The following is a 12424-nucleotide window of genomic DNA, read 5'->3' as shown; positions in this document are numbered from 1 at the left end:
GAGCGCGGCGCCGGCCGCGCCCTCCGCGGGCAGGACCGGCGGCAGCAGCAGCGCGGCCGCCACCGCGAGCTCCAGCACCCCGACGAGCCGGAGCGCGGGGACCGCGTGCGCCGAGCCGACCAGCCGGGCCAGCGCGCTCTGCCCGGCCTGCGCCCGCATCTTCCGACTGAGCAGTTTCACCAGCGCGGCCCAGAGCAGGAAGGAGCCGATCACATACGGCTGCAGCGCGGCGATCCCATGCATCTGTCGCTCCTAGTGAGGGGAGAAGACGGTGGCGATGTCGACTTCGTTGGTGTCGGGCCGCCAGGCGCCCAGGACCTGCACGTGCTGGCTCACCCGCAGCAGCGACAGGTCGGCGGAGGGCGGCGAGTCGGAATAGACGGCGACCGATCTGCCCGGCACGCGGTGGCAGAGGATCTCCTGCCCCTTGTGGTCCAGGTGGATCTTCTCGCTGGTGATGTTCCTGATGTGGCCCTTGATGTTGACGATGTTGAGCCACACCGCCTCGGCGGCGAGCACCCCGTCGGGCATCCGGACGCCCCGGGCGTAGAGCCCGTCACCGGGTCTGGCCTGGTCGAAGGCGACGGGGCCGAGCTTCCACAGGCTCGTGCCGTCGACGACCCTGATGCGGTGGAAGACCATGTTCGATCCCAGGACGAAGAGCGTGTTGTCCTTGATGGAACGGATCCGTCCCTCGGCGAAGTTGGGGTCGGGGGTGCCGGGCTCGATCTCGGGTGCCACGGCGCCGAAGGCCGCCTCCGGGCCGAGCGATCCCAGCGCGGTCGCGGCGACGACGCCGGCTCCGCCGCCGAGCAGGGCGGACTTGAGCAGTTGCCTTCTGCTGGTCATCGGGCCGCCTCCTAGGGGACCGAGATCTCGCACGGCCGCAGGCCGGTCGAGAGGCTGGCGATCCGGCTGTAGGCGGCCGGGGTCAGGTCGATCAGCCGGTTGCTCGCGCAGGTCGCGCCGCAGCAGCTGCGCTCGCCGCAGAACAGGTCCGTCTGCGGTCCGCAGTCGGCGATGGAGGTGACGACGGCGGCGCCGCTGCACAGCGCCGTGATGCGGTGGTTGAAACCGCAGGTCCTGCGGGACAGCGAGACGCCGCAGCTGTCCGGCCGGGTGATCGACCAGCAGGCGTCGGAGGTGTTGGGCCAGGCGTGTTGCAGGTTCCCGGAGTTGCAGGTGCCGCAGGCTCCCTTACCGGTGCTGCTGCACGGCCCCCAGGCCGTGCCGCAGCAGAACCAGGAGACTTCTCCTTGGACTGCTGCGAGTAAGTCGACGGGCGGGTCAGTGGGCTGGCTGCGCGCCATGCGCATCCTCCTGGGGTGGGCTCCGACGGTCCCCCGGGTCCGATGGTGCAGCTGTGTGGAAATTTTCTAACTTATCTCATCAAAACATGTAATTAATCTCCGTCAATGCCCGATCCGGAGCCGGCCGCCAAGTCGCCCGAGCCTGAGGCGGGGGCCGAGGAGGTGTCGGCGCGAGATCGTGCGCCGGGTGACCGGCGGCCCCGGTGAGAGAGTGCGGGGTGCCTCCTGCGGCGCAGGCCCTCCGCCGGAGGTGATTCTGCGGCGATGCCAGTAGTACTACTATTGATTTCCGTGGCGGACAGTAGCACTTCTGTGGAGTTGGTCGAGAGCATCCGGCCCCTGCTGGCCCGTATGGCGCCCGGCGACCGGTTGCCGAGCAGCCGAGAGCTGATCGAGCGCTTCCGGGTCGGGCCCGGCACGGTGTCCCGCGCGATCGCCGTGCTGATCGCCGAGGGCACCGTGGTCACCCGCCCGGGAATCGGCACGTTCGTCGCCCCTCGCCCGGCCCGTCCGGCCGCGACGCCGGGTGACACGTCGTGGCAGGAGATCACGCTGGCCGGCCGGGAGTACGACCCGGGCAACGCCGTCGAGGCGGCCCACCCCCCGCTGGAGGGGGGGATCGCGATGTCCGGCGGCTACCTTCACGAGACGCTGCAGCCGACGCGGGCGCTGGCGGCCGCCCTCGCCCGCGCGGCGCGCCGCCCGGACGCCTGGCACCGCGCGCCGACAGCCGGCCTGGAACCACTGCGCGCCATCTTCGCCCGAGCGGTGGGCGGCGCCGTGACCGCGCAGGACGTGCTGATCACCGGTGGCGGCCAGGGCGCGCTGTCCATGCTGTTCCGCGCCGTCGCGGCACCGGGGAGCGCGGTGCTGATGGAGTCGCCCACCTACCCGGGGGCCCTGGCCGCCGCCCGGGCCGCGGGGCTGCGCCCGATCCCCGTCCCCATGGACGACGACGGCGTCCGTCCCGACCTGCTGGCGAGCGCCTTCGACATGACCGGAGCCTCCCTTCTGTACTGCCAGCCCACCTTCCACAACCCCACGGGGACGGTGCTGGCCGCCGACAGGCGCCGCCGGATCGTCGAGGTCGCGCGGGCCGCGGGCGCCTTCCTCATCGAGGACGACTTCGCCAGGCACCTCGGCCACGGACGCCCCCCGCTCGCCCCGCTGGTCGCCGACGACCCCGACGGGACCGTCGTCCACCTGACCTCCCTGACCAAGCCCGCCTCTCCCAGCCTGCGCATCGGCGCCGTCATCGCCCGCGGCCCGGTGACGCGGCGGCTGCTGGGCATGCGCTACGTCGACGACTTCTTCGTCGCCCGGCCGCTGCAGGAGGCGGCGATCGAGTTGCTCAGCACGCCTGCGTGGGATCGCCACCTCCAGGCTCTGGCCGGCGCGCTGCGCGAACGGTGCGCCGCCCTCGCCGGCGCCCTGGCCCGCCAGGTCCCCGATTGGACGCTCACCCGAGTGCCGGAGGGCGGGCTCCACCTGTGGGTCCGGCTGCCGTCCGGCCGGCAGGCCGTCGCTGTGGCCGACGCCGCCCAGGCCCGCGGCGTCTTCGTCAACCCCGGCAACCGCTACTTCCCCGCCGAGCCCCCCGACGCCTACCTCCGGCTGAGCTTCGCGGCGGCCGCGAACATCGCCGAGCTGGTCGAGGGCGCGAGCCGGCTCGGCTGAGACGGCTTCCCCGGCACGTTGTCGACCGGCGGCCCGGCAGGGCCCCGCTCGAGAGCGTCGTCACGACAGCCGCACCGAGACATTGCCCCGGTAGGACCCCTGGAGCAGGGACAGGAACGCCTGCGGCACGTCCTCGATCCCGCCCTTGACGACCGTCTGCGGGTAGACGAAGCGGCCCTCGCCCAGCCAGGTGCTGAAGTGTTCCCGCCAGGCGGCGATCTGGTCGGGGGTGTGGTAGCAGGAGAACGGCAGCAGCTCGACGCCCAGGGCCTGGGCCGCGGCGTGATCGGGCTTGGGGAAGCGCTCCGCCGCACCGCCGAGCTGGCTGGACAGCGAGCCGCACAGCGCGAAGCGGGCGCCGGGCCTGGCCGTCTGCAGCGCGGCCTGATACTGCTCGCCGCCCACGACGTCGAAGAACACCGAGATGCCCTCGGGCGCGAGCTCTCGGAGCCGGTCGGCCACCGAGCCGTCGCGGTAGTCGAAGGCGGCGTCGTAGCCGAGCTCGTTCACCAGATAGTCGACCTTGGCCGGGCTGCCGGCGCTGCCGATCACCCGCGCCGCGCCCAGGCACTTGGCGATCTGCCCGGCCAGCGAGCCGACCCCGCCCGCCGCGCCGGAGACGAACACCACGTCGCCCTCGCCGACGCCCGCCACGTCGGCCATCCCGTAGTAGGCCGTGGGCCCCTGACCGAGGTAGTAGCCGGGGTCCGGGATGGGATCAAGCTTGGTGTACTGGGTGGCCGGGCCCGCCGAGTACTCGCTCCAGCCGGTCATCGACTGGACCAGGTCACCGACCGCGAGCTCGGGGCTGTCGGACCGGACGACGGTGCCGATGGCGGCCACGCCCACCCGCCGGCCCGGCTGCCAGGCCGGTACCGGGATGGTGCAGTCGGCGCGCATCAGCTCCAGGTAGGTCGCGGCGAGGCCGATCTGGTCAGTCCGCACCACAACCTCGCCCTCCACCTCGGTCGTGGTGACAGTGAAGTGGTCGAGCGTGGGGGTGCCGACGACCTGGGCGGTCAGCTGGATCTCACGGGTGATCATCTTTTGGTCCTTTATGTCGGTACGGCCTTCGAAATCGACTCTAGAGAGGCTTCCGGTCACTTTTTGACCGGAAGTCGGGCGAGGATGGTGGTATGGCGAACACCAGCTCACGGACTCTCACGCTGCTCTCGCTGCTGCAGACCCACCGCCACTGGCCCGGCACGGAACTGGCCGAGCGGCTCGGGGTGTCCGAGCGGACCCTGCGCCGCGACGTTGACCGGCTGCGCGAGCTCGGCTACCCGGTCAGCGCGGCCCGCGGCACCGACGGCGGCTACCAGCTCGCGCCCGGCGCGGTCCTGCCGCCGCTGCTGCTGGATGACGAGGAGGCGGTGGCCCTCGCGGTGGGCATCGGTGACGTGGCACAGAGCGGGATCGCCGGGATGCAGGAGGCGTCGCTGCGCGCACTCACCAAGGTGGTTCAGGTCCTGCCGCCCAGGCTGCGGGCCAGGGTGGACGCCCTGCGGGAGATGACCCTCTCCGTCGCCGCATCCGGGCCGGTCGTCGCCGCGGGAGTGCTCACCGCGGTCGCCCAGGCCTGCCGGGACCAGGAGCGGCTGCGCTTCGGCTACACCGCCAGACGCTCCGCCCCCACCGAGCGCGAGGTCGAGCCGCACCGCGTCGTCGCCCTCGGCGGACGATGGTACCTGGTCGCCTACGACCTGGCCCGGCACGACTGGCGCAGCTTCCGCCTCGACAGGCTGACCGAGCCGGCCGCGACCGGCACGCGCTTCCGACCGCGTCCGCTCCCGGCCGAGGACGCCGCGGCCTTCGTCCAGGAAGCCGGCGGGGCGCCGGCGCCGTACACGGTCCAGGCGCTCGTCCACGCCCCCGCGACCCGGGTACGGCAGGCGGTCGGTCAGTGGGGCACGATCGAACCGCTCGACCACGGCACCTGCCGGATCACCATGACCTCGACCTCTCTCGATTGGCCGACCCAGGCGCTGGGCAATGTGGGCGCCGAGTTCGAGGTGCTGGGGCCGCCGGAGTTCGCCGCGCACGTCCAGGAGTGGGGCGCACGCTTCGTCCGGGCCACCGGCGCACCCGACAGCCCGTCCCCGCCATAGCCGGATCGCGACGATGGCGCGGCGTCCGTAGCAGCTGAGGCGGCCCGTCAGAACCCGCTCAAGCGCACCGTCGAGACCGGAGAGGCCGGCCGAGGTCGTCCTCTCGGTGGGGCCTGCTCGGTGGGGGGCTGCGCCTTCCGGCCGGTCGTGTCAACGCTCACCGCCGGTATCTCCCTGTCACACCTTCTCCAAGGCCGCGGCCCTGCGGCGCTCGGCGAACTCCAGGCCCTCGGCCCACGAGGCGCCGCGCATGATGAGCCCGCGGTACTTCATGATCTGAGCCTGACCGTTCATCGTCAGAGTCCCGGCCAGGCGGCCGCCTTCTCGATAGAGAGCGACGAAGCGGTCCCCGGCGGGGTCTCCGTCGACCACGCGGATCTCATCGGTGGCCGGGACCCCGACGAACTGGAGGCGCGAGCCATACCAATCCGACCAGAAATACGGCACCGTGGAGTACGGCTTGGCGTTGCCGGGGTCGAGTGCGTTGCGCGCCGCGACGGCCCCCTGCTCGGCCGCGCTGGTCCAGTGCTCCAGCCGCATGTGCCGATCGAACGCCGGATTGCGCCAGCGGGCGACGTCCCCGGCGGCGTACACCCCTGGAGCTCCGGTGCACAGGGTCTCGTCGCAGACGACACCGTTGTCCAGGGACAGCCCCGACCCGGCGAGCCAGTCGACGGCGGGCACTGCGCCGATGCCGGCCACCACCAGGTCGGCCGGCAGCACGGTCCCGTCGGTGAGCCGGACCCGCTCGACCCTCCTCTCGCCCTCGACGGCCGCCACACCGGCCCCGCATCGCAGATCCGTGCCGTTGCGTGTGTGCAGGACGGCGCAGGCCGTTCCCATGGTCTCGCCGACCGCACGCGCCAGCGGGGTGGGCAGCGCCTCGACGATCGTCACCTCCAGGCCGCGCTCGCGGGCGGCGGAGGCGACCTCGGAGCCGATGAATCCGGCGCCGACGACGACCGTGCGGGCACCGGCGTCCAGCGCCCGCCGTACGGCGAGCGCGTCGTCGCGGGTGCGCAGGGTGTGGACCCCGGCCAGCCCCTCGGTGCCCGGCAGGGTCCGGGCCGTGGCACCGGTCGCGATGACCAGGGCGTCGTAGCCGTACTCACGATCCCCGGCCCGGACGGTCCGGGCAGCGGTGTCCAGTGCGGTCGCCGCCGTGCCGAGCGCCAGTTCGGTACCCAGTCCGTCGCGGAGCACGTCTTCGGAACGGAAGGGGGGCAGCCCGGCCCCGCCCAGGAACTCCTTGGACAGCGGCGGCCGGTCGTAGGGCAGGTGGGGTTCGGTGCCGATGAGGGTGATGGAGCCGTCGAAGCCGCTCCTGCGGGCCGCCTCGACCGCCCGCAGGCCGGCCAGGGAGGCTCCGGCGACCACCAGCCGCCGCTCGGTCATGACTTGAGCCGCAGCGCTTCGGTCGGGCAGCCCTCGACCGCCGCCCGCAGCCGGTCGAGGTCCTCCTCCGGCATGTCCTCCCGCAGCAGGACCAGCTCGCCGTCGCCGTCGACCTCGAAGTACTCCGGAGCGAGCGACTCGCAGATGCCCAGGCCGGCGCACCTGGCACGGTCAATGGTGATCTTCATTGTTCCTCCTTGGACGGATGCGCCGGCTCTGGCGGCCGGACGCGGCAGGGTGGCGCTCAGCGATCCCGTCGACGACGGGCTCGGCGGTCTCGGCGCAGGCCGTGGTGCCGCCGTTGGCGTACTCCTTGACCGCGTCCCCGACGTTCCACAGGTCCGTGATCGGGGTCTGGGGCCAGGTCGAAGCCGGCGGCGGTTCCGGGGCGGGCGGTCGTTCCGGGACCGTTCCGGGATCGGCCTCCGGGATCAGGCCGCGAGCGTGCTGCGGCGGCCGCGGCGGGCCACCTCGCGCTCCAGGTACCACTCCATGGCCAGCAGCGGGATCGTCCAGCCGAGCCAGCCGGCCAGCCCGGAGGTCGTCCACGCCACCAGGTTGGGGTCGCCGTGGAAGACGGTGTCCTGCAGCGGGGGCAGGGCGATGATCAGGATCACGGTCCACACCCGGTTGGTGATGATGGAGTAGGTCAGCACGGTGCTGCGCAGCATCCAGCGCCGGTGGTCGGCGTACCGGCGGGCGCGGGCGGCGCGCCAGCCCGCCCCGGTGAAGGCGAGCCACAGCAGGGCGAGGAGCACGTCGCTGACCGCGAGGAACAGCCCGAACGGGCTGCCCGCCCCGATGACCAGGCCGGTCAGGCCGGCCGGCAGCACCCCGGCGAACACGTAGACCCGCCCGGCGCGCCGGTGCCACACCGGGTGCCGTCGGCGGAACCACGGCCACACCTGGAAGAACGCGGTGACCATGGCGACCGTGGCGACCAGCACGTGTGCCACGAGCAGCGGGTAGTGCAGGCCGAACCCCTCTGGCTGCGGCACCCGGGACAGCGACGGGTCCCCGGTCAGGTACGGCGGCAGCGAGAACGCGAGGAATCCGGCCGTGAGCAGGCCGAGCGGCACCGTCCAGGGGCGCCGCCACCACGGACGCCGGTGGGCCGGTACCGGCGGAGGACTGTCGATCGTCGTGTGCATGACGGCTCCAAGGGGGGTGGTCGAGCAGATGCGTATGCCATACGCTTGTTGCGTATCATATACGCAATGCGTAGATCATACGCAAACTGGTAAGCTCCTGGAATGCCGGACGACATCGAAGACGGGCTGCCACACGCGCTGAACGTGCTGTGGGGGCGGACCAAGCCGAAGGGGCGGGGACGCACACCCGCGCTCAGCCTGGAGCGGATCGTGGCGGCGGCCGTCGCCCTCGCCGACGAGGAGGGCCTGGCCGCGCTGTCCATGGCCCGGCTCGCCGACCGGCTCGGCTGCGCGCCCATGTCGCTGTACCGGCACGTGGCCGGCAAGGACGACCTGCAGCTGTTCATGCTGGCCGCCGCGCCCGGCCCGCCGCCGGAGTTCGGCACGGCGCCGGCCGACTGGCGCGGCTCACTCACCCGGTGGGCCGTCGAGCTGTTCGGCGTCTACCTGCGGCATCCATGGATCGTCCAGCTGGTGAACTCCCCGCCGATGGACCCCGGCCAGCTCGCCTGGCTGGACGCCGCGCTGCGCGCCCTCGACGGCACGCCGCTGGACCCGCGGGCCCGGCTCTCGATCGTCATGCTGACGGTGCACTACGTACGCGGCGCGGCCCAGCTCCTGACGTCCATGACCGCCGAACCGGAGGAAAAGGCCGACGAGGCGTACGCCGCCCTGCTCACCGAGCTCGCCGACCCCGGCCGGTTCCCGGCGCTGGCCCGCGCCGTCGAGGCCGGGGTGTTCGCCCCCCGCCCGGGGGCCGGTCCGGACGACGACTTCCGCGCCGGCCTGGACCACCTGCTCGACGGGGTGGGGGTGGCGATCGAACGCGCCGCCCGGGCCTGAGCCGGGTCAGCCGGCGGCCGGATCGGGGCGGCGAGACCGAGCCGTGCGAGCGGCGCGGCAGGCCGGCGTCGGCCGGCGCGGCGGCGTCTCGGCGCACGGTGGCCGCGGGGAGGCCGAGCCGTTCCGCGGGGTCGGTCACCCGGGCCGTGCCGAGGTCGCGCACCACCTGCGGGATCCGGGGGCTGAGGAGCATCGGAACCGAATCCGGGGTTGAGCAGCGGTGGTACAGCGGTTAACGCTGGGATTGATCTTGCTTGGCTGAGCACCGCTGAGCTCGGGGTCGAGAAGCCCGGGAACAGCCATTGGCGCTGAGGATGACCTCGCGCGAAGTGTGACGTCCGGCCGCGGCATGTGACCGCTCTACCTGGAGTTTTCCGGCCCGTGGATGACGCGGTGGATGGTGGAGCGTCCGACGCTGTACTCGGCGGCGAGGGCCTGGTCGAGGCCGGCGCGGTTGCGGCGGGTGGCACCGGAGAAGCCGATTCCCGATATTGGGCAATGCCCTTAATTGGATTATGTAATGCCCTTAATTAAGGACCGGTCCCGGCGTCGCCGGCCGTAGGGCGAATGGCGTCCGATGGGGCGCCGCTCCGGCGCGGCGTTTCATTGCATGGCGCCGCAGGATTGCAGCGTTCCAAGGCGCTCTAAGCAATTTTCCGGCAATTCTCTTGGAGCTCACCCCTGTGCAATGTGACATGTGGCATCTTATAAATCACGGGCGCCCGGCAACGGGGTCGGGCGCCCGACCCCAACGGAGGAATTCGATGAACCAGATCGTCAACCGCGGTCTCGCGCTCGTGATGGCCGGGGCCGCTATCGCCGGCGGGCTCGCGATGAGCACTCCCGCCTCGGCAGCGACTCTCACGACGACGACCACGTGCAGCACCAGCGGTCCGATCCAGGGACTGAACGTCAAGGCGTGCGTGGACGTCACCGGCGGTCAGGTGCGGGTCTACGGGATCATCGGCGCCCTAGGCATCTCCGAGCCCCCGGTCAATCCCCGCAGCGTCGGTGCGCTGGTCTCCGGCGCGATCGTCGGCGGTGCCCCGCTCGGGTCGGGGAGCCAGGCGCTGAGCATCTGGAACAACACCTTCACCGTCGAGGGCGTGACCACGACCGTGGCCTCCGGGACCACGGTCCGCGCCAAGGTGGAGATCACCCCCGGCCCGGCGGGCCCCGGTGGCGGCGGCACGCCCCTGCCCGGCCCGACCTCCGTCTCCGTCGATGTGCCGGTCATCTACTGATCCGGCCCGGGGCGACTGAATGAGCGGGGGCGCGCGACCACCGGCGCGCGCCCCCGCGCCCCCGTGCCCTGCGCCCCCGCGCGTTCGCCCCCGCGTGCTCACCCGGCCGCGGGTGGCAGGCGGCCGTCATCGGCCGCCGGGATCCGGGCTCTCCGGGTCCGGTGGGACGCGAGCCCGCGCCCGCTCAGGAGGCGGGGCCCACCGTGATGGTGGTGCGAAGGCCCTTGGCGGCTTCCCGGACCACCTTGATCTCGGTGTTGGTGTCGGGAGGCCGGACGCCCAGCAGGGGGCTGGTGCTGTACCAGTAGACGCCGGTGCGGTCGTTGAAGGCCGGGACGGCGGGGAGCGAGGGGAAGGTCGTCTTGGCGCTGTCCTTGTGCAGCGCGAAACGGCCGGTGGAGGACAGGCCGAAGGGGGCGTCGAAGCCCTGGAGCCGGTCGTTGACCATGCTGTTGTCTTTCCAGAGCAGCGGGACCGGATGGGCGTCGATGGGCAGGATCATGCCCTCGCCGGGGTGGTTACGGGTGGCGTTGTCGGTGTAGTAGGTGTCCCAGAGCCAGACGAGGACGCCCTCCCGGTAGGAGTAGTGCTCGTAGATCTCGCGCCGGGTGGGGTCGTTGGAGAAGCCTGCGCTGTAGGGGCCGGTCTTGAGGTAGGCGCCGTAGCCGGTGTAGCGCCGGTTCTCGGCGATGTAGGCGCGGGGGTGTTGCTTGGTCCCGGTCTTGCCGACGCGGCTGAAGCCCGTCGCGCTCCAGCCGTTGTCGCCGTTCTCCGCGTCGTCGGTGACGGCGCCGGTGACGGCGTCGACGATGAAGCCGTTCTCGGCGGTGTTGGTGTCGGTGAAGTAGCGGAACCGGAACTGGATCTTCTTACCCCGGTAGGCGTCCAGCGGGAGGCTCAGGTCGGTCCAGCCGCTGCGTCCGGTGATGCCGGGCACGCCGTTGACGCTCGGGATCGGCTGCCCGCCGACGGTGCCGCCGATCGGCGTCCAGACCTTGCCGTCCTCGGAGACCTCGGCGTAGAGGTAGTCGAAGTCCTGCTCGATCTGGTACCAGACCTTGGCGTTCAGGACGGCCGGGGCCGCGCCGGTCAGGTCGATCTCGCGGCTGAGCGTCTCGTTGAGGTAGTCGCCCCTGCCGCTCCACCACTGATGGGAGCCCTGGGCCGGCTCGACCAGCTCGGTGGTGACCGTGTGCGGCGGCAGGTCGACGATGACGGCCTGTGGGTCGGCGGTGTTGTAGGAGCTCACGCCGAGGGTGTGAGTGGACGCCGTGGCGGCCTTGGCCCTGTCGTGGGACAGCCAGCCGAGCCGCAGTTTGCTCCAGGCGTCCAGGTCGCCCGGATACTCGCCGCTCGGTCCGTCCTTCCTGCTCAGGTACGAGGCGGTGGACATGAGCGACCAGAACTGGACGCTGTTGCTCCCGCCGCCGTCGTACAGGTCGGGTAAGCCCAGGTCGTGGCCGTACTCGTGGGCGATCAGGCCGACGCCGCTGTTCTCGCCGGCGGTCAGGAACTTGCCGACCCAGACGCCGGTGTCGCCGATCTGGGTGCCGCCCCGCAGGTTGCCCGCCGGACCGGAGCTCCCGCGCAGGTTCCAGTAGGCGTCGTGGTTGACCGCCCACAGCGCGTCCGCGCCCTGCGCGCCGCCGCCCCACGTCTCGTCGACGCCGGCGTGGATCACCTGGAAACGGTCGATGTAGCCGTCGGGCTCGTCGAAGTCGCCGTCGAAGTCGTGGTCGTAGCGGTCCCAGACGTCGTAGGACTTGAGCTCGGCCGTGATGTCCTCGACGCTGCGGCCCTTGGCGCGCTCGGCGTCGTACCAGGCGTTGGCGGAGTCCTTGACGAAGTCGAACAGGGGGGTGTCGCAGTCGAGGCCGCTGTCGCAGCGCGGGGTGCCGTAGCGGGACTCGTTGTAGGGGACCTTCACCCAGTCGGAGACGTAGCCGTCGAAGTCGTACCGGCCGGCGGACTGGAGCCGGTAGAAGTTGCGCAGCGAGTTGGCGCCCTGGGCGCCGTTGAAGTAGATGTCCTGGTAGTAGGCCCGGCTGAAGTCCCGCTGCCAGAGCGTGTGGTTGTCGTAGCTCCGCTGGGGTCTGGGGATCTGGTTGTGCAGCGGGCCGGGTACGCCGCCGTAGCGGATCTTTCCTCCGTGCAGGGTCGTGTTGTCGATCTTGTTGCCGAACTCGGCGAGCACGGTGAAGATCTTGTCCTTGCGTTCGAGGGCGAGCTCGACGTACCGGTCGCCGACCTTGACCTTGCCCGAGGAGCGCTTGCCCGCCTGGGGGGCGGTCAGCGCCTGCTCCATGGCCTTGGTCCGGAGGGACTGCTCTTCGACCGCGAACGGGCTGACCGCGTCCGAATGCCGGCCGTCCCCGGGCTTGGCGGCGGGCGGTTTGGGGGCCGGGTCCGGGTCCGCGGCGGCGAGGCCGGGCAGCGCGGAGGCGCCCAGGGCCGTCCCGACCAGCCCGGCCGCGAGCATGGTGATGAGCTTACGCACGTGGGGGGAGTTCCTTTCGGAAACGGGGAGTGTCACGCGTAATATGTCACATCACATTAATTGCGAACAAGGGGGATTTGTTGTAGTTGATATCCCCATTAAGGGACATGATTTAATGCTTGCGGCCTATTCCACGCGTTGTCCTATTTAAGGATCGATAGGCGTTTTGTGGCGCGATGTGCTGGCGTCGAGCCTCTGC

General features: G+C 71.5%; 11 protein-coding genes and 2 pseudogenes. 4 read left to right on the top strand and 9 right to left on the bottom strand.

Annotation, left to right across the window (positions count from 1 at the left end; all coding sequences use genetic code 11):
- The 3 genes and pseudogenes from ACWDS7_RS22750 to ACWDS7_RS22740 all read right to left on the bottom strand — a co-directional run.
- Positions 1–243 (bottom strand): annotated as a pseudogene (locus ACWDS7_RS22750) (MauE/DoxX family redox-associated membrane protein); the annotation flags it as partial.
- A gap of 9 nt (positions 244–252) precedes the next feature.
- Positions 253–849, bottom strand: a complete 597-nt coding sequence (locus ACWDS7_RS22745; protein WP_306856847.1) for a cell wall protein — start codon at positions 847–849, stop codon at positions 253–255.
- Positions 850–860: 11 nt separating this feature from the next.
- Positions 861–1310, bottom strand: a complete 450-nt coding sequence (locus ACWDS7_RS22740; RefSeq protein ID WP_306856848.1) for an RlpA-like double-psi beta-barrel domain-containing protein — start codon at positions 1308–1310, stop codon at positions 861–863.
- A gap of 291 nt (positions 1311–1601) precedes the next feature.
- Between ACWDS7_RS22740 and ACWDS7_RS22735 the strand changes: the two genes are divergently transcribed.
- Positions 1602–2987 (top strand): aminotransferase-like domain-containing protein, encoded by a 1386-nt coding sequence (locus ACWDS7_RS22735; RefSeq protein ID WP_451930891.1) that lies wholly within the window; start codon positions 1602–1604, stop codon positions 2985–2987.
- Between the two features lie 60 nt (positions 2988–3047).
- On the opposite strand, the gene ACWDS7_RS22730 is transcribed toward ACWDS7_RS22735, so the two are convergent.
- Entirely contained in the window at positions 3048–4031 is a 984-nt protein-coding gene (locus ACWDS7_RS22730) for a zinc-binding dehydrogenase (protein ID WP_451930890.1), read from the bottom strand.
- 92 nt (positions 4032–4123) lie between these two features.
- Between ACWDS7_RS22730 and ACWDS7_RS22725 the strand changes: the two genes are divergently transcribed.
- Positions 4124–5095 carry a helix-turn-helix transcriptional regulator gene (locus tag ACWDS7_RS22725; protein ID WP_451930889.1) on the top strand — a complete coding sequence of 324 codons (972 nt, stop codon included), beginning with the start codon at positions 4124–4126 and terminating at the stop codon, positions 5093–5095.
- Between the two features lie 177 nt (positions 5096–5272).
- Here the strand turns inward: ACWDS7_RS22725 and ACWDS7_RS22720 are convergent, their stop codons facing one another.
- The 3 genes from ACWDS7_RS22720 to ACWDS7_RS22710 form a co-directional block, all read right to left on the bottom strand.
- On the bottom strand, positions 5273–6490 hold the full coding sequence (locus tag ACWDS7_RS22720; RefSeq protein ID WP_451930888.1) for an NAD(P)/FAD-dependent oxidoreductase: 1218 nt from the start codon (positions 6488–6490) through the stop codon (positions 5273–5275).
- Positions 6487–6678 carry a ferredoxin gene (locus ACWDS7_RS22715; RefSeq protein ID WP_451930887.1) on the bottom strand — a complete coding sequence of 64 codons (192 nt, stop codon included), beginning with the start codon at positions 6676–6678 and terminating at the stop codon, positions 6487–6489. Before ACWDS7_RS22715 ends, ACWDS7_RS22720 begins: the two co-directional genes overlap by 4 nt.
- Positions 6679–6921: 243 nt before the next feature.
- On the bottom strand, positions 6922–7641 hold the full coding sequence (locus ACWDS7_RS22710) for a DUF2306 domain-containing protein (RefSeq protein ID WP_451930886.1): 720 nt from the start codon (positions 7639–7641) through the stop codon (positions 6922–6924).
- A gap of 102 nt (positions 7642–7743) precedes the next feature.
- Between ACWDS7_RS22710 and ACWDS7_RS22705 the strand changes: the two genes are divergently transcribed.
- Complete coding sequence (locus ACWDS7_RS22705) at positions 7744–8484, top strand: TetR/AcrR family transcriptional regulator (RefSeq protein ID WP_451930885.1); 741 nt, start codon at positions 7744–7746, stop codon at positions 8482–8484.
- Positions 8485–8530: 46 nt separating this feature from the next.
- On the opposite strand, the pseudogene ACWDS7_RS22700 reads toward ACWDS7_RS22705, so the two are convergent.
- A pseudogene (locus tag ACWDS7_RS22700) lies at positions 8531–8677 on the bottom strand (hypothetical protein); the annotation flags it as partial.
- A gap of 571 nt (positions 8678–9248) precedes the next feature.
- Between ACWDS7_RS22700 and ACWDS7_RS22695 the strand changes: the two are divergent.
- The gene (locus ACWDS7_RS22695; protein WP_451930884.1) at positions 9249–9728 is read left to right on the top strand and encodes a hypothetical protein; all 480 of its coding nucleotides are present in this window, start codon (positions 9249–9251) and stop codon (positions 9726–9728) included.
- Positions 9729–9912: 184 nt separating this feature from the next.
- Here the strand turns inward: ACWDS7_RS22695 and ACWDS7_RS22690 are convergent, their stop codons facing one another.
- Complete coding sequence (locus ACWDS7_RS22690) at positions 9913–12225, bottom strand: immune inhibitor A domain-containing protein (RefSeq protein ID WP_451930883.1); 2313 nt, start codon at positions 12223–12225, stop codon at positions 9913–9915.
- Positions 12226–12424: the final 199 nt, after the last annotated feature.

The organism is Streptosporangium sp. NPDC003464, from assembly GCF_053588315.1.
The sequence above is the reverse complement of the archived record's forward strand: the minus strand, read 5'-3'. Positions and strand labels throughout refer to the sequence as shown.